The organism is Pantoea sp. AG1095 (assembly GCF_003208415.1).
Lineage (GTDB): Bacteria > Pseudomonadota > Gammaproteobacteria > Enterobacterales > Enterobacteriaceae > Pantoea > Pantoea leporis.
The window spans coordinates 117,360-138,042 of the sequence record NZ_QKMJ01000007.1 but is presented as its reverse complement, the minus strand read 5'-3'; the positions used below and the strand labels follow the sequence as shown (position 1 = coordinate 138,042).

21 protein-coding genes are annotated in these 20,683 nt (G+C 53.2%); 12 read left to right on the top strand and 9 right to left on the bottom strand.

Translation table 11 applies throughout. The annotated features are described in order from the left end of the window. The first annotated feature begins 11 nt into the window (after positions 1-11). The 6 genes from DEU53_RS15590 to yfaU all read left to right on the top strand — a co-directional run bounded on the left by DEU53_RS15590 (position 12) and on the right by yfaU (position 5,367). On the top strand, positions 12-359 hold the full coding sequence (locus DEU53_RS15590) for a hypothetical protein (RefSeq protein WP_101762721.1): 348 nt from the start codon (positions 12-14) through the stop codon (positions 357-359). A 267-nt stretch (positions 360-626) separates the two neighbouring features. Further along, positions 627-1,043, top strand: coding sequence for a DUF1640 domain-containing protein (locus tag DEU53_RS15585; RefSeq protein ID WP_110867659.1), 417 nt, complete (start codon positions 627-629; stop codon positions 1,041-1,043). A gap of 177 nt (positions 1,044-1,220) precedes the next feature. Further along, positions 1,221-2,003 (top strand): IclR family transcriptional regulator, encoded by a 783-nt coding sequence (locus tag DEU53_RS15580; RefSeq protein WP_101762719.1) that lies wholly within the window; start codon positions 1,221-1,223, stop codon positions 2,001-2,003. Positions 2,004-2,016: 13 nt separating this feature from the next. Further along, positions 2,017-3,219 (top strand): L-rhamnonate dehydratase, encoded by a 1,203-nt coding sequence (gene rhmD, locus DEU53_RS15575; protein ID WP_110867658.1) that lies wholly within the window; start codon positions 2,017-2,019, stop codon positions 3,217-3,219. A gap of 47 nt (positions 3,220-3,266) precedes the next feature. Continuing rightward, the gene (locus DEU53_RS15570) at positions 3,267-4,553 is read left to right on the top strand and encodes an MFS transporter (RefSeq protein WP_110867657.1); all 1,287 of its coding nucleotides are present in this window, start codon (positions 3,267-3,269) and stop codon (positions 4,551-4,553) included. Between the two features lie 13 nt (positions 4,554-4,566). Beyond that, the gene (gene yfaU / locus DEU53_RS15565; protein WP_110867656.1) at positions 4,567-5,367 is read left to right on the top strand and encodes a 2-keto-3-deoxy-L-rhamnonate aldolase; all 801 of its coding nucleotides are present in this window, start codon (positions 4,567-4,569) and stop codon (positions 5,365-5,367) included. A 109-nt stretch (positions 5,368-5,476) separates the two neighbouring features. Here the strand turns inward: yfaU and DEU53_RS15560 are convergent, their stop codons facing one another. Continuing rightward, positions 5,477-5,968: a helix-turn-helix domain-containing protein gene (locus tag DEU53_RS15560; protein WP_110867655.1), complete on the bottom strand. Its 492-nt coding sequence runs from the start codon at positions 5,966-5,968 to the stop codon at positions 5,477-5,479. Between the two features lie 317 nt (positions 5,969-6,285). On the opposite strand from DEU53_RS15560, the gene DEU53_RS15555 reads away from it, so the two are divergent. Continuing rightward, positions 6,286-7,308: an alpha/beta fold hydrolase gene (locus DEU53_RS15555; RefSeq protein WP_110867654.1), complete on the top strand. Its 1,023-nt coding sequence runs from the start codon at positions 6,286-6,288 to the stop codon at positions 7,306-7,308. Positions 7,309-7,489: 181 nt separating this feature from the next. Here the strand turns inward: DEU53_RS15555 and DEU53_RS15550 are convergent, their stop codons facing one another. From DEU53_RS15550 to proP, 3 genes are all read right to left on the bottom strand, one after another. Then, a complete protein-coding gene (locus tag DEU53_RS15550) occupies positions 7,490-8,461 on the bottom strand; it encodes a diguanylate cyclase (protein WP_110867653.1) in 972 nt (323 codons plus the stop codon). A gap of 109 nt (positions 8,462-8,570) precedes the next feature. Then, the gene (gene hemB, locus DEU53_RS15545) at positions 8,571-9,548 is read right to left on the bottom strand and encodes a porphobilinogen synthase (protein ID WP_110867652.1); all 978 of its coding nucleotides are present in this window, start codon (positions 9,546-9,548) and stop codon (positions 8,571-8,573) included. Positions 9,549-9,664: 116 nt separating this feature from the next. Further along, positions 9,665-11,170 carry a glycine betaine/L-proline transporter ProP gene (proP, locus tag DEU53_RS15540; RefSeq protein WP_101762711.1) on the bottom strand — a complete coding sequence of 502 codons (1,506 nt, stop codon included), beginning with the start codon at positions 11,168-11,170 and terminating at the stop codon, positions 9,665-9,667. 360 nt (positions 11,171-11,530) lie between these two features. Here proP and DEU53_RS15535 point away from each other — a divergent pair, with 360 nt between their 5' ends. The 3 genes from DEU53_RS15535 to DEU53_RS15525 all read left to right on the top strand — a co-directional run bounded on the left by DEU53_RS15535 (position 11,531) and on the right by DEU53_RS15525 (position 13,409). Continuing rightward, positions 11,531-12,331: a hypothetical protein gene (locus tag DEU53_RS15535; RefSeq protein WP_110867651.1), complete on the top strand. Its 801-nt coding sequence runs from the start codon at positions 11,531-11,533 to the stop codon at positions 12,329-12,331. Continuing rightward, the gene (locus DEU53_RS15530; RefSeq protein WP_101762709.1) at positions 12,324-12,794 is read left to right on the top strand and encodes a hypothetical protein; all 471 of its coding nucleotides are present in this window, start codon (positions 12,324-12,326) and stop codon (positions 12,792-12,794) included. Before DEU53_RS15535 ends, DEU53_RS15530 begins: the two co-directional genes overlap by 8 nt. A gap of 156 nt (positions 12,795-12,950) precedes the next feature. Continuing rightward, the gene (locus DEU53_RS15525; protein WP_233501791.1) at positions 12,951-13,409 is read left to right on the top strand and encodes a hypothetical protein; all 459 of its coding nucleotides are present in this window, start codon (positions 12,951-12,953) and stop codon (positions 13,407-13,409) included. Here DEU53_RS15525 and DEU53_RS15520 read toward each other — a convergent pair. Together DEU53_RS15520 and DEU53_RS15515 are read right to left on the bottom strand one after the other, a co-directional pair. Beyond that, positions 13,377-14,336, bottom strand: coding sequence for a D-2-hydroxyacid dehydrogenase family protein (locus tag DEU53_RS15520; RefSeq protein ID WP_101762707.1), 960 nt, complete (start codon positions 14,334-14,336; stop codon positions 13,377-13,379). The two genes, DEU53_RS15525 and DEU53_RS15520, sit on opposite strands and share 33 nt — an antisense overlap. Next, complete coding sequence (locus DEU53_RS15515; protein WP_110867723.1) at positions 14,311-15,915, bottom strand: EAL domain-containing protein; 1,605 nt, start codon at positions 15,913-15,915, stop codon at positions 14,311-14,313. Before DEU53_RS15515 ends, DEU53_RS15520 begins: the two co-directional genes overlap by 26 nt. A gap of 227 nt (positions 15,916-16,142) precedes the next feature. Here DEU53_RS15515 and DEU53_RS15510 point away from each other — a divergent pair, with 227 nt between their 5' ends. Further along, positions 16,143-16,907: a class II aldolase/adducin family protein gene (locus tag DEU53_RS15510; RefSeq protein ID WP_110867649.1), complete on the top strand. Its 765-nt coding sequence runs from the start codon at positions 16,143-16,145 to the stop codon at positions 16,905-16,907. A gap of 12 nt (positions 16,908-16,919) precedes the next feature. Continuing rightward, positions 16,920-17,870 carry an ABC transporter substrate-binding protein gene (locus tag DEU53_RS15505; protein WP_110867648.1) on the top strand — a complete coding sequence of 317 codons (951 nt, stop codon included), beginning with the start codon at positions 16,920-16,922 and terminating at the stop codon, positions 17,868-17,870. A 76-nt stretch (positions 17,871-17,946) separates the two neighbouring features. Here DEU53_RS15505 and DEU53_RS15500 read toward each other — a convergent pair whose 3' ends face one another. The 3 genes from DEU53_RS15500 to DEU53_RS15485 form a co-directional block, all read right to left on the bottom strand. Continuing rightward, a complete protein-coding gene (locus tag DEU53_RS15500) occupies positions 17,947-18,993 on the bottom strand; it encodes an AI-2E family transporter (RefSeq protein ID WP_101762704.1) in 1,047 nt (348 codons plus the stop codon). Positions 18,994-19,222: 229 nt separating this feature from the next. Then, positions 19,223-19,702, bottom strand: coding sequence for a type VI secretion system tube protein TssD (locus DEU53_RS15495; protein ID WP_110867647.1), 480 nt, complete (start codon positions 19,700-19,702; stop codon positions 19,223-19,225). A gap of 213 nt (positions 19,703-19,915) precedes the next feature. After that, a complete protein-coding gene (locus DEU53_RS15485; protein ID WP_110867645.1) occupies positions 19,916-20,590 on the bottom strand; it encodes a hypothetical protein in 675 nt (224 codons plus the stop codon). Between the last annotated feature and the right edge of the window lie 93 nt (positions 20,591-20,683).

The following is a 20,683-nucleotide window of genomic DNA, read 5'->3' as shown; positions in this document are numbered from 1 at the left end:
TGAACCTATTGATGTTAAAACTCAAATTTATTGTGCCGTTGCTGATCGTCATCAGTGCCGCCGTTTGGTGGCTGATGCCGCATTACAGCGATGAGGACAAAGGCTATTACATCGCCATGTTCTGTACGCTCACTCATGATGGACGCGGCAATGCTCCGCAAGATATGCAGCAGATTATTGAAGGCAGTAATTCCGATTACGCATTACAAAAGGTGCATTTCCAGCAAGCTTTGGCAGAGCATCTGCAAACGGTTTGGCAGGATTTGTCACCGCAACAGCAGCAACAAGCGCGGCAGGAAAGACTCTCCTGCCGCCGTTTGATGTCTGAGAAATTGCTACCGGGCCAGCCGGTTCAGTAATTATTGAACGGGCAGCGCAGGGATTAAAAGCTGCGCCGCCGTTTTAAGAAGCCGCTCAACACCTTCCCGCTCCCATATCGCAAAACGTTTCGCAGCAGAATCTGACGCCAATTTTGCGAGACGCCCCGCATCCGCTTGGACGTTACTTGTTGTACTAATTGATATTTTTCGCAGTGCCGCGCAAAATACACACAGTCACATGGTGCAGCAATCGCTCGCTGAGCATGATGTTGGCACGCGCCTCACATCAACTCAGGAGCTTCACGGATGACACTCGCGATGATGAACACACACAAAGCCTTTAAAGCACTGCAGTTGGCCGGCGTCAGCGACCAACAGGCCGAAGCCATGGTCGAGATCTTTACTGAGATGCAGCAGGATAATGCGTTATCTCGTGCTGATTTAATGAAGGCCGGAGAAGGAATTACAGGGAGCATTAAAGAACTGGATGTTCGACTTACCGGCGATATCAGAGAGCTGGATATTCGGCTTACTGGTGCGATTAAAGATCTGGATGTTCGGTTAAGTGGCGCGATTAAGGATATTGAGGAACTGAAAGCTGACGTGAAACAACTCAAAGCGGATGTTGCCACGCTGAAAACCGATATGCGCTGGATCAAACGTTTGCTAATGGTGATGACCACCACGATGGCCATTGCAGCGATCAAATACATTTTCTCTTAGATCTTGTGCTCCTGCGGCAGGAGTACAGTCGGCTGTACTCTCAGCGCGGCGCGATTCACATTCCCGCACACGCGCTGCCAGCAAACACGCTCAGCGCCGCGTAATTTGAAGCGGCGCACACTTATCACGAAGTAAAACTACAACACTGCGCTCCAGATTATCAGACTGGAGTCCAGCATGTTGGAAATTACGCCTGTCCCCGCGCTGACGCGCGCCATTGCGATTCTCGACTTTATTGCCCAGCACGGACCGTGCAGCGCCGCCGAGATCATTGAAACGCTGGCGCTTCCCAAAAGCAGCGCCTATCTGCTGTTCGCTGAACTGAAAAAACAGCGTCTGATCACTATTGATCGCAACAACAACTATTGCCTGTGGACGCGGCTGGTGGAGTTTGCCGGTCACGCACTGCAGCGCATGGATATCCGCGATATTGCGCGTCCACCTCTGACACGTTTAATGCAGCAGACCAATCTGCTGTGCCACCTCGGCATCCTCGAGGGTGGTCACGCCTGTTACATCCTCAAACTCGAATCCGCCGCCACCATCAGCGTGCGCTCACACGAAGGCAAAAGCCTGTCGCTCTATCGCTCGGGCATTGGCAAATGTCTGCTTGCCTGGCAGCAACCTGAAGAGCAGGAACGCATCATCAGCGGCCTGCGTTTTGTGGCGGTGACGCCAACCTCGCTGCGTAATGCCGACGCGCTGCGTACCGAGCTGGCACGCATTCGCCGTCAGGGCTGGAGCTTTGATAACGGTGAAGATTATCCCGATGTGCGCTGCGTCGCCGCGCCGATTTTCAATGCCCGCCAGCAGCTCGTCGCCGCCATTTCGCTGGTGGGCACCCGACTCGACATTGACGACGACAAACGCGATTACCTTGCTGGCCAGGCGATTGCCTGCGCCCGCGATATTTCCCGTCTGCTGGGCTGGCGTAGCCCGGCGGAAAAACACGCCTCGTAACCAGGAGAAGAGCATGTCCCTACCTAAAATTAAAACTGTCCGCGCCTACTTTGCCGGTGGCGCTACCGCGGATAAAGCAGCGGCTGGCGGCGATTACCACGATCAAGGTGCCAATCACTGGATTGATGACCACGTCGCCACGCCCATGAGCAAATACAAGCAGTATGAGCAGTCGCGTCAATCCTTTGGCATCAACGTGTTAGGCACGCTAATTGTCGAAGTCGAAGCCGATAACGGTCAAACCGGTTTTGCCATTACCACCGGCGGCGAAATGGGCTGCTTCATCGTGGAAAAGCATCTCAACCGCTTCCTTGAAGGACGCTGCGTCAGCGATATCAAACTGATTCACGACCAGATGATGAACGCCACCCTGTATTACGCCGGATCGGGCGGCCTGGTGATGAACACCATTTCATGTGTCGATTTGGCGCTATGGGATCTGTTCGGCAAAGTCACCGATCTGCCGGTGTACAAACTGCTGGGCGGCGCGGTACGCGATGAACTGCAGTTCTACGCCACCGGTGCGCGTCCGGACCTGGCGCAGCAGATGGGCTTTATCGGCGGCAAAATGGCGGTGCAGTGGGGACCGCACGATGGCGATGAAGGCATCCGTAAAGAGGTGGCGCGCATCGCTCACTATCGCGAAAGTTGCGGCCCGGATTTCTGGCTGATGCTTGATTGCTGGATGAGCCAGGACGTCAATTTCGCCACCAGGCTGGCCCACGCCTGCGCACCTTATAACGTCAAGTGGCTGGAAGAGTGTTTGCCGCCGCAGCAGTTCGAAGGATATGCCCAGCTGAAACAGCAAGCGCCGCAGGGCATGTTGATCACCAGCGGCGAACATCATGGCACGCTGCAATCATTCCGCACGCTGGCTGAAACCGGCATCGATATTTTGCAGCCCGACGTCGGTTGGTGCGGCGGCCTGACCACGCTGGTGGAAGTGGCGGCGCTGGCGAAATCACGCGGCCAGCTGGTGGTGCCGCACGGCTCCTCGGTTTACTCGCATCACGCGGTGATCACCTTCACCAACAGCCCATTCAGTGAATTCCTGATGACCAGCCCGGATTGCAGCACGCTGCGCCCGCAGTTTGATCCGCTGCTGATCAACGAACCGGTGCCGGTTAACGGTCGCATGCACAAATCGGTGCTGAATAAACCGGGCTTCGGCGTGGAGCTGAATCGCGATGGACTGAAGCGTCCTTATCAACACTAATCGCAGCGGCTGCGGCGACGCGTCGCAGCCCTGCGTGAGGGTTTACCATGGATAATCTGGTGTTAAGCGCGGTTAAAAAGAATCGCGTACGTCTTATTCCTTTCATGTTGATGCTCTACGTGTTGGCGTTTCTCGATCGCGCCAACATTGGTTTCGCCAAAGAGGCATATCAACTTGATACCGGCCTGAGTAATGAAGCTTACGCGTTAGGTGCTGGAATCTTCTTTGTGGTGTACGCGCTGCTTGGCGTGCCGGCCAATTTGCTGATGCGACGCTTTGGCGCGCGCAGCTGGATTGGCGGCACCACGCTGCTGTGGGGATTGCTTTCGGCGGCGATGGCATTTGCTGATACCGAAGCCAAATTCCTGCTGGTGCGTACCTTGCTCGGCGCCGCTGAGGCGGGTTTCTTCCCGGGCATGATTTATCTGACCTCGCTGTGGTTCCCGCAACAGCAGCGCGCTAGCGTCATGGGACTGTTCTACATGGGCGCGCCGCTGGCGTTGACGCTGGGTTCACCGCTCTCTGGCGCACTGCTGGAAATGCACGGCGTGCTAGGCCATCCCGGCTGGTTCTGGATGTTTATCATTGAAGGATTACTGGCGGTGGCAGCCGGCGTTTTCACTTTCAGCTATATCGACGACACACCGGCGAAAGCGCGTTTTCTCAGCGCCGAGGAGAAGCGGGCGCTGCAACGTCAGCTGGAGAGCGAAGAGCAGCAGAAGCCGACTTCACATCTGCGTGATGCGCTGCGCAATGGTCGCGTCTGGCAGCTCGCCATTATCTATATGACCATTCAGATAGCGGTTTATGGCCTGATTTTCTTCCTGCCTTCTCAGGTCGCAGCGTTGTTGGGCACCAAAGTCGGTTTCCTCGCCTCGCTGGTGGCGGCCATTCCGTGGGTGGCCGCGCTGTTTGGCACCTGGCTGATTCCGCGCTATTCCGACCGCAGCGGCGAGCGTCGCCGGGTCGCGGCGTTCACCTTGCTGGCTGCTGCCGTCGGGATTGGTTTGTCCGGATTGGTTTCGCCGCTGTTGGCCATCATTGCGCTTAGCGTCGCGGCGGTGGGTTTTATTGCCGTGCAGCCGGTGTTCTGGACCATGCCGACGCAGCTGCTTTCTGGCACTGCGCTGGCGGCGGGCATCGGCTTCGTCAATTTGTTTGGTGCTGTAGGTGGCTTCCTCGCACCGCTGATTCGCGTAAATGCCGAAATGCACTTTAACAGCAGCGCTGCCGGATTGCTGGCGCTGGCGCTGATTGCCGCCATCGGTTCACTCATTATCCTCAGCCTGAAAGTGGAGCGTCAGTTGCCACACTCTCAGCAGCCAAGTCATTAAGTAAGGAGCAGCTATGCAGGATCCGTTAAAAAATCCCTTTAAAGCCGGATTGGCGAAAGGCGAAACGCAGATTGGTTTGTGGCTGAGCAGCACATCGTCGTATCTGGCCGAAATTGCTGCCACCAGCGGCTACGACTGGTTATTGATAGATGGCGAACACGCCCCGAATACCGTACAGGATCTCTATCATCAATTGCAGGCCGTTGCGCCTTATCGCAGCCAGCCGGTGATACGGCCAATCGAATTCCAGACGGCACTGATCAAGCAGGTGCTGGATATCGGTGCGCGCACCTTGCTGGTGCCGATGATCGATACCGCTGAGCAGGCACAGACGCTGGTGAAGGCGACGCGCTATCCGCCTTACGGCACGCGCGGCGTCGGCGCAGGCGTGGCGCGGGCGGCACGTTGGGGGCGCGTGGAAAATTATATGGCGCGCGCCAATGAAGAGTTATGCCTGCTGATTCAGGCCGAAAGCAAAACGGCGATTGATAATCTCGATGCGTTGCTGGAGGTTGAGGGCGTTGACGGAATCTTTATTGGTCCGGCAGATTTGTCAGCCTCATTGGGCTATCCCGATAATGCCGGGCATCCTGAAGTGCAGAAAGTGATTGAGCAGAGTATCAAACGCATCCGCAGCGCAGGAAAAGCGGCCGGTTTTCTGGCGGTTAATCTGGAAATGGCGGAACGCGCTATTCGGTGGGGAGCTAATTTCGTTGCCGTCGGTGTGGATACTATGCTGTATACCGATGCGCTGGATAATCGGCTCGCGCATTTTAAAAAGAGCGTAAATGCGCTGAATAAATCGAGTTACTAATTGAGAAACGGATGGTATGCCATCCGTTTCTATTCAATTAAAGCGTTCATGAATTGGAATGAAGAAGTCTGTTGGCGTCAAATGGCGCCAAAAAAGAGTCAATTATTTATCAACGCATCGCACAACCAATTCGCGGCATATATTTATCGTTACGTACCGCGGGCGTGATAATTGCTTTATTGCGTTCGGTGGCGTTAAATCCCGCCTGACGGCAAAGCACACAGGGATCGCCACTTTCACGCATTGCAAGTTTGGCTTCCTCATCCAGCTGGCGCTTACGGCAATAAAGTGGCGTGCAGCCCAGCACATGTTTAAATGAGCGCGTGAAAGATTGCTGGCTTTCAAAATGATATTTCACTGCCAGGCTGATAATTGGCACATTGCTGTCTTTTAAGTCATTAATGCAATGAACCAGTTTCTTTTTTCGGATGTAGCGTGCCAGCGTCTCATTGTGATAACGGGCGAAGAGTTTCTGTAAATACCATTTCGAATAGCCAGACTTCAGTGCAATATCATCAATCGTTAAACGTTGATCCAGGTTAGCCATAATCCATTCGGTTACCGAATCAATTACCCCTTCATTATATTTTTGCTGTGTCATCATAGTCCTCCATTAACAGTGGCAGAGTGTAATTTAATTAATCTTTCCAATCTGCAATTAATGTAAAGTTTTCTGGTTATTTGGCTGTTTTAATATTTGTCATCAAGACCGGTCTTGGTTTTCGTGAATTTACAGGTTTTCTTGTTGTGATGGTGTTGAGTATTTATCGTAATAACGGGCGTTATTATTAACTCAAATTTTTCATCGCTTCGCGGCGCTTAATAGTAAAAGGTGTGCTTTCTGGCGGCACACCTCATCAATACTTAACGCGGATTAACGTGCCACACTGAAGGTTTTCACTGTTGAGGAATCACCTAATGGGTTTTCGTTTCAAGCCAAAACAGTCACTTGCCGTGATTCTGGCATCAGTGACATTAGGCGCTGTTGCTCCGGCGCTCGCCGCCAATGTGTATGGTGAACAGCTCGAAGGCTTTAGCTATCCCTATCCGCTGCAGCACTTTAACTTCTCCTCGCAGCAGCAAGCGCTGAGTATGGGTTATATGGATGTCAAACCTACGCAGCAGGCCAACGGTGAAACCGTGGTGTTGATGCACGGCAAGAACTTCTGTGGCGCAACCTGGGATGACACCATCAAAGCGCTGAGCCAGAAAGGTTATCGCGTCATCGCGCCAGATCAGATTGGCTTCTGCAGCTCAACTAAACCAGCTAACTATCAATACACCTTCCAGCAACTGGCACAGAACACCCATCAACTGTTGCAGCAACTGGGTATCGACAACGCCATTATGGTTGGGCACTCGACCGGCGGCATGCTGGCGACGCGTTATGCGCTGATGTATCCCAGACAAACGCAGAAGCTGGTGCTGGTCAATCCCATCGGCTTAGAAGACTGGAAAGCCAAAGGCGCGCCGTGGCGCTCGGTGGATCAGTGGTATCAGCGTGAACTCAAGCTGGATGCGGCAGGCATCAAGAAATATGAACAGCAGACATATTACAGCGGCCAGTGGAAGCCGGAGTATGACAAATGGGTCGATATGCTGGCTGGGCTAAATAGTGGGCCAGGCCACAAGAAAGTGGCGTGGAACTCGGCGCTCATCTACGACATGATTTTCACTCAGCCGGTGTATTACGAGTTTAAAGATCTACGCGTGCCGACCACGTTGATGATTGGCACCGCAGATACCACGGCGATTGGCAGTGATATCGCGCCGCCGGAAGTGAAAGCAAAACTCGGGCATTACAATGTATTGGGTAAGCAGGTGGCGCAGCTGATTCCCGGCGCACGCTTAATCGAATTCCCGGGCATGGGGCACGCGCCGCAGATGGAAGAACCGCAGACGTTTAATCAGACATTGATTGACGCTTTGGCTGACAATTAACCGTAGGGTCGCCATGAATGGCGTAATGCTCGTCAGTTAAGACATGAAAACCCGTAATTACCGAGCGCACACATAGTAGCGGCGCAATTCATTGCGCGATAAATCGCGCCGCTACGGAAGGTGCGGTGATTTGATACGGCGCTTAACTGATCGGCATTACGCCATTCATGGCGACCCACAATCAACTCAACTTCTTTTTCCCGTTCTTAGCGGCGTACATCCGTTCGTCGCTACCTTCCAGCAGCTGTTCCAGCGACTGCGGATGATCGGGATCGAACTCAACAATGCCCGATGAGAAGTGCAAAGCGTAGCGGCGCTCCAGATTCTGGGTTTGCTGTTGCAGGAAACCATCAAAGCGCGCCAACACACCTTCGGTATCGGCTTGCTGCAAGCCATTAAACAGCACCACAAATTCGTCGCCGCCCAAACGGGCAAAGATATCCGCATGGCGGAAACTCACCTTCATGGCGTTGGCAAAGTCCATTAATGCGCGGTCGCCTTCGCGATGACCGAGCGTATCGTTAATGGCTTTAAAGCGATCGAGATCGAGGAAAGTCAGGCTGGCCGGTAACTGCTTCAGCTGGCACTCATTCAGCGCCAGCTGGCCGAGCGTCATAAAGCCACGGCGGTTGGTGATTTGCGTCAGTTCATCGGATGTTGCGGTCTGGAACGCCACCAGCTCCGCTTCCGCCATTGCGGCTAAATCACGCAATGTATGGATATCATCCGCATCGAACTGGCGCGCATGATGATCGATAATGCACAAGGTGCCGACTTTCGCACCAGCCGGCGTGCGCAATGGGCAACCGGCGTAGAAACGCACCGGATTATCGGCATTTTTAACCAGTGGATTATCGAAGAAGCGCTCGTCATCAAGCGCGTTTTCTACCACCATCACATCATCCTGCAGCACGGCGTGGCCACAGAAAGAGGTATTGCGCGGTGCGGTGGTATCGCTTGAACCCGCAGTGGATTTGAACCACTGATGGTCCTCTTCCAGCAGGCTGACCAGCGCAACGGGTACACCAAACAAACGACGGGCAAGGCGGGTTAAACGGTCGAAACGCTCTTCTGCTGGCGTGTGCAGAATGTTGAGCGCACGTAACTGGGCCAGACGATGTGACTCGTCCGCAGGCAGTGCAGGTGCTTTCATCGCGTTACTCTTATTAATTATGGAATTACAGAAACACTGGTGTTTAAGCCACAAAGGCTGAAAGCGCCTGGCAACGGTATGCGATGTCCGATGCCAGGCGTAACGATAATCAGAGCACTTTTTGCTCAGCGAGATCAAGGGCAAAATAGCTGAAAATGAGATCCGCGCCGGCACGTTTAATCGCGCCAAGGCTCTCCAGAACCACATTACGTTCGTCGATGGCACCCGCCTGCGCGGCGAATTTGATCATCGCGTACTCACCGCTCACCTGGTACGCAGCGAGCGGCAGCGTGGTGCGTTCGCGGATATCGCGCAGGATATCGAGGTAAGCGCCAGCCGGTTTTACCATCAGAGAATCTGCACCTTCCGCTTCATCAAGCAGCGACTCACGCAGCGCTTCACGGCGGTTCATCGGATTCATCTGGTAAGTCTTACGATCGCCTTTCAGCGCGGTGCCTGCGGCTTCACGGAACGGGCCGTAGAAGGAGGACGCGAACTTCGTCGAATAAGACATGATGGCGGTATCGGTGAAGCCGGCGGCGTCGAGCGCCTGGCGAATGGCTTTCACCTGGCCATCCATCGCGGCAGAAGGAGCGATAAAGTCTGCGCCGGCTTGTGCCGCAACCACGGCTTGCTTGCCGAGGTTGATCAGCGTTTGGTCGTTATCGACGCCGTGATCGCACAGCACGCCGCAATGGCCGTGGCTGGTGTATTCGCAGAAGCAGGTATCAGACATCACGATCATTTCTGGCACGGTGTCTTTGCAGATACGCGACATACGCGCCACTAAACCGTTTTCATTCCAGGCATCGCTGCCGGTGGCGTCGGTGTGGTGGGAAATACCGAAGGTCATCACTGAACGAATGCCCGCTTTGGCAATACGTTCAATTTCATAAGCTAAACGTTTCTCGGGGATACGCACCACGCCCGGCATGGCGTTAATGGGCACATACTCGTCCACGCCTTCTTCAACGAAAATGGGCAGTGCCAAATCGTTGATGCTGAGGTGAGATTCCTGGAACATTTCGCGCATTGACGCGCTTTTGCGCAGCCTTCTTGGGCGCTGGATCAGATTAAATTCAGACATGCTTTACAACTTATGCAGGTTAAAAAAGTGGCAATAGTTTACCCCTTTTCGCGGCTGTGCATGAAGGATTGTGTGCGGAAACGAAAACTCCCGCCGGGTGGCGGGAGTCGGGAAGATTACTCGTTGATGTCCGGATGCTGCTGCACCAGGTTTTTACGTTTCGCCTCAAGCTTGGCGATCTCGTCATCAATATCTTCGATTTTCTGCTCGATGTTGTCGTGATGCTCCTGCAGGATCTCACGTGCTTCATCCATGTCCGACGCGGCTGGCGTGGCACCGCGCAGCGGCTTGTTGGCGGTCTCTTTCATGAAGATACCGGTAATCAAACCAATCACCGCGACAACCATCAGGTAGTAAGCCGGCATATACAGATTGTTGGTGGCTTCCACTAAATAAGCAGCGAATGTCGGCGTTAGACCGGCAATCAGCACCGAAATATTGAAGGCACTTGCCAATGCGCTGTAGCGAATGTGGGTTGGGAACATCGCAGGTAGCGAGGATGCCATTACACCGGTAAAGGCGTTTAAGATCACAGCCATCAGCAACAGACCGGCAAAAATCAGACCCAGCACGCCACTGTTAATCAGCATAAAGGCCGGAATCGCGAAGGCAAACAGGGCGATACTGCCGATGATGACAAACGGACGACGGCCAAAGCGGTCACTCAGCATGCCCATTACTGGCTGCACAAACAACATACCCATCATGATAGCGATGATGATCAACACGCCGTGATCTTCCGAGTAGTGCAGGTTATGCGACAGGTAACTCGGCATGTAGGTCAGCAGCATGTAGTAGGTCACGTTGGTGGCAATCACCAGACCGATACAGGCCAACAGGCTTTTCCAGTGTTTGGTCGCGATCTCTTTAAACGACACTTTCGGGCCGTCGCGCAGACCTTCACGGTCGCCTTGTTCCAGCTTGTCAACGTGCTGCTGGAACGCCGGCGTTTCTTCCAGGGCATGACGCAGATACAAACCGATAATGCCGAGCGGCAGCGCAATAAAGAACGGAATACGCCAGCCCCACTCGAGGAATTTCTCTTCACCGATAATGGTGGAGATCAGCACCACGACGCCCGCACCGAGCACAAAACCGGCGATGGAGCCGAAATCAAGCCAGCTGCCCATAAAGCCGCGCTTGCGGTCAGGCGAGTACTCGGCAACGAAGATCGATGCACCGGTATATTCACCGCCGACCGAGAAGCCCTGCGCCATTTTTGCCAACAGCAGCAGAATCGGTGCCCAAATACCAATTGAGGCATAGGACGGTATCAAGCCGATACAGAAGGTACTGATCGACATGATAACGATGGTAATAGAAAGGATTTTCTGGCGACCATATTTATCGCCCAACATGCCGAAGAACAAACCACCGAGTGGACGAATCAGGAACGGAACTGAGAACGTACCCAGTGCAGCAATCATCTGTACACTTGGAGAAGCATCCGGGAAGAACACCTTACCCAGCGCGTAAGCCACAAAGCCATAAACACCAAAATCAAACCATTCCATCGCGTTGCCCAGCGAAGCCGCGGTAATGGCTTTACGTAAACGGGAGTCATCGATAATGGTGACATCATCAATCCCGATAGGTTTTACACGCTTCCTACGTAGTTTCATGCAGATACCCTGTATTGGAATTCGAAAAATCCTCAACGCTGCGGACTCAAACAATGCCAACAGTCCGCGGCGTTGAGAAAATTAAAGCATAGCGGGGAAATAACGCTTTTTCCCTGCCCTGCCGGGCAATTATTAGGAAAGTAATGATTGCCAACCGCGACAGAGTATACCGATTTTGTGTGATATTTGTCATGTTCTCACCATTAACTGGCTATTTTTTAGCTAATGCTGTGGCCTGTTAGCGCTTAAAACGCGTCGAAAAAAGGCCACAATTTCACGCAGCGATTTGCAGTAAGCGTGCGCCATCTCGCGAAACTACATATACTTGCGTGAGTTGCTTTTTTGGAAATCAGGTTTCATATGGCGCGCTTTGTTTTATTTGCCAAAAGTCTCTGTTTTGATGCCGACCAACAGGTGTTTTATCCACTCAATTCTCCCGCTCAACGCGTGGCATTAAGTCCGCTGCAAAGCGCGGTATTACGTCGCGTGCTCAATGCCCAAGGCAAGCTGGTGCGTAATCAGGCATTGCATGTGCTGTTTCAGCGCGAACCTTCTGAGATCCCCTTTGCCGATCGCTTAACGTTGACCATTGCTGAGATCAATCGTCTGGCGCAGCAGGCGCACGCGCCAGGTGCATTGGTACATCAGGTGCCGCTGATTGGCTGCGTGCTGGCCGAGCAGGTCGATGTCGAATCCTTCAGTGAGGTCGCTACGCCTGCTGCTGAAGCTGAAAAGCCGGTCACGGTGCAGCCCGAACCTGCTGTGAAAGCGGTCGCCGTGAAGAAAAAATCCTGGCTGTGGCGTGGCGTGCTGGCGGGATTATTACTGCTAAATGTGGCGCTGGCACTGATTATCCGTCAGGAGTTTGCGCCAACCGAACATGATGGCATGCAATTTAAATTTTATGGTCAGGAAGCGCAGACGCAGGTCTTTATCAATGAAAGACTTTCTGCCGATTCTTTTGTCGTTCAGGATGCTATGCGCCGATTCCGCGAGTTAAAACCGCGCCTGCCGGATGGCTCAGTCCCGCCGTTGCTGTACATCAACCGTTCACGCATTCGTGCCTTCAGCAGTGCTTTCCTTTGCCTCCAACCCATCGAGCAAAAGAATAATGGATGTATTTCATGGTTGATATCTAATCAGGAGCTACCTGATGCGTAAGTCATTACTCACATTGGTTGTTATTATTGCGTTCATTCTTCCCTGGGCGTGGGTGCTGTTGGTCCGCCCAACCGTTGTGGTACCCGAATGGTGTGATGTTCCCTATCGCATTGATAATGAAGGGAAGCCAACGGGTACGCTGGATGCGACGGTACGCACACGTTTTAAAGCGGATGGTAGCGGCGCATCAACGCTAATCGGCACGGTAACATTGCCGGATCGCCAATATCGCTTAAATCGCGTTTCTGTCAGTAGCTGGCATCGTCAGGGCGATTTTATGCTGGTGAATACCCGTAAAGTGCAGGCGATGGCCGATGATACGGTGCCCGAGCCACTCGCTGCGCAGATACTTTTCACCTCGGCGCGAGAATCCCACAGTGATTATTATCAGATGTATCAACTCCCCAATGGCGATCAAATAATCAATTATTCTGGTATGCCGCGGCTTTATTGCCATACCTGATTGATGCGCACATAAATAAGAAAAATTTACCATTAAGCGAGGCGGCAACCTCTGCTTGCCAGCTCCAAAACATTGGGTAATACTCTGCCGCCGTGCTTTGGTGGAGTGTTCATGTCGAGGATAAGCGCCCAGTCTTTTAAGAATCCCTGGTTGTCGATGAGCGACAGTGTAGAAAGCAATCTTATCAATCTTGTGCCTGCGGCACAGCGTACGACTGCCGTTTCCATTAGCTCGGTGGCGTGGATTAACTGTGGCGAACGAACCGATGCGAAGCTGGCATTATTGGCGCAACAACCCGATGAACTGCTGCAACGCCTGAAAAGCTGGCGTCAGGACGGATTACTCTCCCGCCAGGCGACCGAGAGCTTGCGTCAGCTGCAACGGTTGACGCAAACCAGCATCGCATGTAACCAACCCATCACGCAGCTTGATGAATATCAGCAGTTGGTGGGGCAGTTAACGCCGACGCTGGAGCGCATTAATCAACGTCTCAATGCCCAGCGCGATGTGCCGAATGGCGCGCTGGCGGAAGACAGCCTTGAAGTGGCGCTGCGCATTGCGGAAAAACGGCGCGCAGGCCGTTCAGAGCAGCGAGCGCAGTGGCGCACCCGTTAACCATCCCTGAATATCTTCCACCGCCTGCGTGAAGTAGGTGCGATAATTGCTGTCGGCGACATAGCCGAGATGCGGCGTCGCCAGCACGTTCGGCAGCTGACGCAGCGGATGATCGGCGGGCAGCGGCTCCTGTTCAAACACATCTAATCCCGCACCGGCTAACTGACCCGATTGCAGCGCGGCGATCATCGCCTGTTGATCGACAATGCCGGCGCGCGATGTGTTAATCAGCAGCGCGCCGGGCTTCATCTGCGTCAGCGCCGCTGCATCAATTAAATGGCGTGAGCGCTCGCTCAATACCAGATGAATGGACACCACATCGCTGCTACTGAGCAGCGCAGCCAGCGATGCCGAACGTTCTGCGCCACACTCGGCGGCACGTTCGGCGGTTAAATTCTGGCTCCACGCACACACGCGCATCCCAAACGCCTGCGCCACTTTTGCCATCTCGCCGCCGATTTTACCCAATCCAAGTAATCCCAGCGTTTTGCCCTGCAGGCTCATGCCAACGGTGTGCTGCCACGCGCCGTTGCTGCGCAGCGCCTGATTCTCCGGCACGATATGGCGCGCCAATCCCAGCAACAATCCCCACGTCAGTTCCAGCGGTGCCGCGCTGCTGCTGGCGGTACCGCACACCGCGATATAGCGTTCCGCGCAGGCATGTAAATCGATAGAGGCATTACGCATGCCGGAAGTGACTACCATTTTCAGATTGGGCAAGCGGCCAATCAGCTCGGCGCTGAGCGGCGTGCGTTCGCGCATAACTACCAAAATATCGGCGTGCGCGATGCGCTTAACCAATTCATCCTGGTCGGCGAAATGTTCAGTCAGAAAAGTGGTGTGCACCAGCGGGGCGAGAGACGCCCAATCGGCAAGCGACTGGGCGACGTTCTGGTAGTCATCAAGAATGATGCAGTTCAGGCTCATAATGTTCCTCAACGAGAAGTGGCTTGTGCCCTTGCTCGCTGAGCCAGGCACGCAGCCGGTCATTATCCAGCGGACGGGCATAATAGTAGCCCTGAATAAATATCACACCACGCTGCCGCAGGTACTCAAATTGTGTTGCGGTCTCGACGCCTTCGCCCAGCACATCCAGTTCCAGCTTGTGGCACAGATTAATAATCGCATCCAGCACCGGCGTTTCCACGTCGAGGCCTTCAATGGCATTGATAAAGCCGCGATCGATTTTCAGGTAGTCCAGCGGGAAGGTGAGCAGGTAGGTCAGTGAACAGTGGCCGGTACCGAAATCATCAATCGCCACCTTCATGCCCTGCGCGCGCAAATGACGCAGTTTACACGCCACCTTTTCACCCTCTTCAATCAGGCTGCGTTCGGTCAGCTCCAGCGTGATGCACAGCTGTTTGTCTTTGATGCGCTCAGCAAACAATTCAATATCGGCCACGAAATCGTCATGCTGCAGATGCTCCGCCGCCAGATTCAGCCCGAGGTGAAATCCGGGCTCGACCTGCCAGCTCTGAATATCTTCGGCCATCAACTCCAGCAGATGCTGCGTCAACGGCACAATCATCCCTTCGGCTTCAGCGGCGCTGATAAAGATATCCGGACGAATCATCACGCCGTTGGGCCGTTGCCAGCGCAGTAAGGCTTCAACACCGGCGCAGGCGTGCAAGGTATTGCTGTATACCGGCTGATAATGCACTGAGAACTGGCGGGCGCGGATAGCGCGACCAATCTCATCGTGCCAGGAAATACGACGACGCAGCCAATTGGCGGTGAGGATCATCAGCAAAATCGAGAAAATCGCCGCCATCGGCAGGAAGATGAACAGCGCCTGACGCCAGGCTTTGAGCAGCTCAGAAGCCGGAACGGTTACATTAACGGTGATGGGATAGCGGCTGGAGTCGGCCTGAAAAGATTCACTTTTCATATACAGCTTTGGCTGCATGTCAGCCGGTCCGCTGGCGATCACTGCGCCACCGCTAAACTGCAGGCTCATGTGGTAACCGCGTGAACCGCCAATGGCGTTCATGAAATCCATCAAATATTGGCCGTCGATTACCGCCCAAAAACCGCTGGTATCGGGAAGCTGACGCATAAACACCACCGCCGGACGATTCGGCACGCCAACCGTTCCGTGCACCGAAATGCTCCACCAGGCTTTGCCGGTTATCGGCGGCGGCTGCATCATCATCTCGGTCAGGGTGCCATGTCGCAGGCCAAAGGCGGACGAGCAAATGATGTCATTGCCTTTCAGCATACCAATGGATCGAAAATAGGGATTGAGCGTACCGGCGCGCTGCAGCTGATCTTCGATTTTGGCACAAGGCTGGTACTGATACTGGCGCATCTCAGTGATCATATTCCAGGCGTTGTCACTCATCTTTTCAGCCTGAGTAATCAAGGTATTGGCGGTTGAAATCTGCTGTTGGCTGACGGTGTGACGCGCTTCGATGGCCGTACAAAGGATGCCGAGCACCAACGGCAGCAACCCGGCACAAACGATTAAGACCCAATCAAAATCGTGATGTCGTTTTTTCAGTGGCACCAGACAATCCTCAGTCGGTTTAAGCTGCGCTTGCGGCGTCAGCAGCATACCATTTTCACAGGGCTGTGTAGGGTAGCGATTTAAGAATAAACCGGTCTGATACAGGTCAATGATCAATCTCACTTTGCGTTTAATGACATTGTTTTGCCGTTATTGGCATTTCCCAGCGGCAAAAACGCTATGCCACGATGTTAGGTAAGCACATTGACCTGAAATGAGGAGCGGAAATGAGCACGGAAACCCTGGATGTCACATCATTACGGCAGCGCATCAGCGAAGGCGAATGGCAGGCGCGCATCAAACTGGCGCAGGCTTATCATCTGGCGGCGAAGCTACGCTGGACCGACCATATTTACACCCATTTTTCCCTGCGCGTACCGGGCGATCAGCCGCACTTTCTTATCAACGCTTTCGGGCAAACCTTCGATGAAATCCAGGCGGAAACGCTGGTTAAAATCGACATCGACGGCAATATTATTGACGACCCAACCGGGCTGGGAATTAACCTTGCCGGGTTTGTTATTCACAGTGCGATTCACCGCGCGCGGCCAGATGCCCATGCGGTGATGCATACGCACACCGCGGCCGGCATTGGCGTTTCGGCGCAGCGAAACGGCATGCTGATGATTTCGCAACACAGCACGCGTTTCCATAATCGCCTCGGCTATCACGATTACGAAGGTATCGCGCTGGATCTCGACGAGCAGCAGCGCATCGTTGCCGATCTCGGCGATCTTAACGCGCTGATCCTGCGAAATCACGGCCTGCTGACCAGCGGCGGCAGCATTGAAGAAGCTTTCTACAACCTCTATTACCTCGAGCGCGCCTGCCAGGCACAGTTGGCGGCACAATCGGGTGGCGCGGATCTGATCATTCTGCCGGACGCCGTTTCCGAGAAAGCCGCGCAGGCGTTTGACAACAGCATCCGTAATCGCAAATATCAGCTGCACTGGGATGCTTACATCCGCCAGCTCAACCGCAACGCACTCTGAGAATCTCCCCCGATGAAATGGCTAAAACCGGTAGTTTCTGCGCTGCTGCTGTGCGCGGCGTTTGGCAGTCAGGCCGCGCCTGATTTGAGTAAAGTCACGCTGGTGCTGGGCGATCAGGCACGCAATCTGCGTTCGCTGATCGAAGCGGCAGATGTCATGAAAGACGCGCCTTATCACTATCGCTGGGCGAATTTCCAGGGCGCGGCGCCGCTGTTTGAAGCGCAGCGTGCGGGTGCGGTCGATACCTCGTACGCTGGCGATTTGCCGGTGCTGATGGCGGCGTCGGGCGGCGTACCGCTGAAGATCATCGCCACCAACGTCGGTGACGCCAGTTCGAACGGGCTGATCGTCCCTGCCGATTCGCCGATCCACAGCGTGAAAGATTTGGCTGGCAAGCAGGTTGTTGTCTCGTCGGCGCGCGGCAGTATCTCGCAGCACTTGCTGTATGAGGCGTTGGAAGAGGCGAAAGTGCCACGTGATACGGTGCCGGTGCGTTTTGTGTTGCCAACCGACGCCAGCGCGGCGTTTAACTCCGGGCAGATTGCCGCATGGGCAACCTTCGATCCCTATTTAGGTATTGCGGAAAAGCATGGCGCGCGTCTGCTGCGTGACGGCAAAGGGCTGACAACCGCGCTGTCGTTTGTCACCGCCACGCAAAGCTCGCTCGACGATCCCGCGAAGCGCGCGGCGATTGCCGATTTCACCCATCGTCTGGCCAAAGCGCGCGAGTGGGCGCTGGCGCATCCGCAGCAGTATAACGAGGTGTATGCGCAGTTAACGCGCCTGCAACCGGCGGACGCGCAGCAGATTACTGCGCGTATTTCCCACGGTGTACGTGGCGTGACGCCGGATGATGTGGCAAAGGTGCAGAAGGTGTCGGACTTGTTTAGCGAGTTGAATATCCTGCCAAACAAAGTTGATGTACAGGCGATTACCGACAACAGCGTGTTTCAAACGCAATAACGTAAAATCACGCCGCTACGGCATGCACTGAATCTGTAGCGACGCAATTTATTGCGCGACCTTGAGTGAAAGAGCCTTAACGCGCCCGTTTGCCCGGCCGTCCATTACCCAACATAATCGCCAATCGGCTTCCGCCCGGCGTGGTTTCCATCAAAATCTTGGTCACGCTGGTGAGCGGCACCGACAGCAACATGCCGACCGGACCCAGCAGCCAGCCCCAGAAAATCAACGACAGAAACACCACTAGCGTCGAGAGTCCCAGCCCGCGCCCCATCAATCTTGGCTCCAGCATGTTGCCGAACACCATATGAATCGCGCTGAACAGCGCCGCCACCAGCATGGCGTCATAAATATCATTTAACACCAGCGCCTGAATAAATGGCGGAATACCGGCGATGATCGGGCCAATGTTGGGGATGAAATTAAGGATGAACGCCACCACGCCCCAGAACAGCGCGAACTTCACGCCGAGCAGCAGCAGCGACAGCCAAACGGCCACGCCGGTAATCAAACTCACCAGGGTTTTCAGTGCCAGATAGTGCGTCACACCTTTCAGCGCGCGGTGCAGACCGGCGATGCGGATTTGTGGATTAACCATCGCATTGCGCATCTTGTACGGCAGATGACGCACTTCAAACAGCATAAACACCACGGTGAGGATCAGCAGCAGGACGTTGGTCATCGCGCCGGACAGCTGTTTTAGCACCGATGTTGCCATGTCCATCACCACGTTGGGATCGAGGCGCGCAGCCAGCGCTTCGGTAGAGATGTTGATATGAAAACGCGCGGCAAAATGTTGCACCACCGCCAGTTTCTGCTCCAGCATGGCGCGGATTTGCGGATAGGTATCGCTGAAGTCACTGGCCGAGCTGGCGAGTACAGCAATGAGTAACAGTACGACGATAAAAATCACGGTGATCACCAGCGTAATCGCCAGGCCACGTTTGACGCCGCGCCGCATCAGCATCGTGACCAGTGGATTGAGCACAATAGCTAAAAAGCTGGCGAGTAAGAAGGGCACCAGAATGTCCGAGGCGGCGCGAATGCCCGCCAGAATAATCACCAGCATCGCCAGTTTTACCAGGATGTTCTGGCCAATTTTTTCCTGAAGCAGGTTATTCATTCTCTCTCCTGAGACAAAATTTCTCAGGAGAGTGTAGTTGATGAAAATTAACCATCTGTTTTTTAAGATAAAGAGAAATTTTTACAACACGCAACATCCGTAGCTACCTGCATGAACGTCAAGCGGTAGCTGTGAAATTTTCACACCTCGGCTTACCGTGCCGACATCAATACTTATTTAAACATCGGCACAGACAAACAGCGAGCAAGGTAAGGTGTTAACTATTTAATTAAGCGATCATTCGTTCATTCCAACCATCTTTAAACTGAATATTTCCATCGACGTATTTCCACATAATAGTTTCATAACGAATCTCGACATTTTCCATATGTGTGCTTGCTATGCCTGCTGGTACGAGTGATGGAGTAATGCTGGTTATTTTTACGTTTTCAAGAACAATGTTAAAGTATTCTGTTTCAATTCCTGCCTCATTAATTCTATACATTTTTATCGTGGCTGATTTAAGTATTCTGCCCTGACACAGCGCGCGAAATAATAATGGCGTCGTCTGGTCAAATTCTTTCTGGAAAACTATTGGGGCATGGATTCTTGCTGCTGTTAACTTTCCGGTATGTCTGTCGGCTGGAACCGATATGTTATGCGTTAGAGTGCGCATTTCAATTGAGCCGAGTCGTGTAGGCATCAGGCATCCACCCGTGATAGGGGATCCGTTTTCATCTGTTAGCCATAAATGAGCTGGAGTTGACATAGTTAAGTTCCTTTTAATTTTAACGAGGGCGGTTAAACCAGACAACAAACGCAAAGGTAATGATTATCAAAGCCCCTATGGCCTGAAGTGCGTAGGGGCGAAAGTACGTTACTGCAAAAACACCGAAAGTAATAATTAAAACAAGCGGAACGTAGCCCCAAAAGAAATATGATGCCTGCGCCTTTAACCATTGTTTTAGAAAATTACGCATGCCTACTTCACCATGTTAATTATTGCGTTGGTAATGTCACTCTCAAATGCTTGAGCTTTCATAAAAGTCGGCTCGACGAGGAAATACATCATTTCGAGTCTTTGCATGTGCAGGGCTTGATAATACATCGGCGCTTGCAGCCTAAGCCTTTCAGCACTATCAGCAGCTTGTTGTACGATGCCGTATAGCCCTAGCCCGGTAACAGTTAGCGCGGCGGTCTTTCCTGTCCAGGCGACGATGGATGAGTTAAAGCCTATGCCAAGGCAAACAGCTGTTGTTATTCCAATGATAAAAGTCTGATTGTTTAGTGTGTTAGAGGAGATGATCACGCCTGCTTTTAATAAACCGGAATTGATTGCTGAAAGTTGTTCGCGTGTTTTGAATCTGAAAATTTCTTCAAAATAGATGTGAACCAGCCTATAGATAATGTCACGTCTTTTGACCACTTCGGCAATGCCATCCAGGAAGCGCAAGTCTTCTTCTTTTAGCTTTGCACATACATCTTGATAGTTATCGGTGAAGCAAGATGTGTAATACACCAAGCGTGTTGCTCCGTCGCCAATTTTACTGGCTTGCTGAAGTACCTGGTCTTTTACACCTATAAGAGCTTTTTCAAGCTGTGACGCCATCAACTCATCGGCTTTGATGCCCTTGAGTATCAAATCACTGTGATACATGCCGTTTCCTTACGGTTAGAAATCATCCCTAGTCGAAACTACAATTTACCCATTTAAAGTGTAAGGTCAATGCCGCACGGACATGGGTTTTAA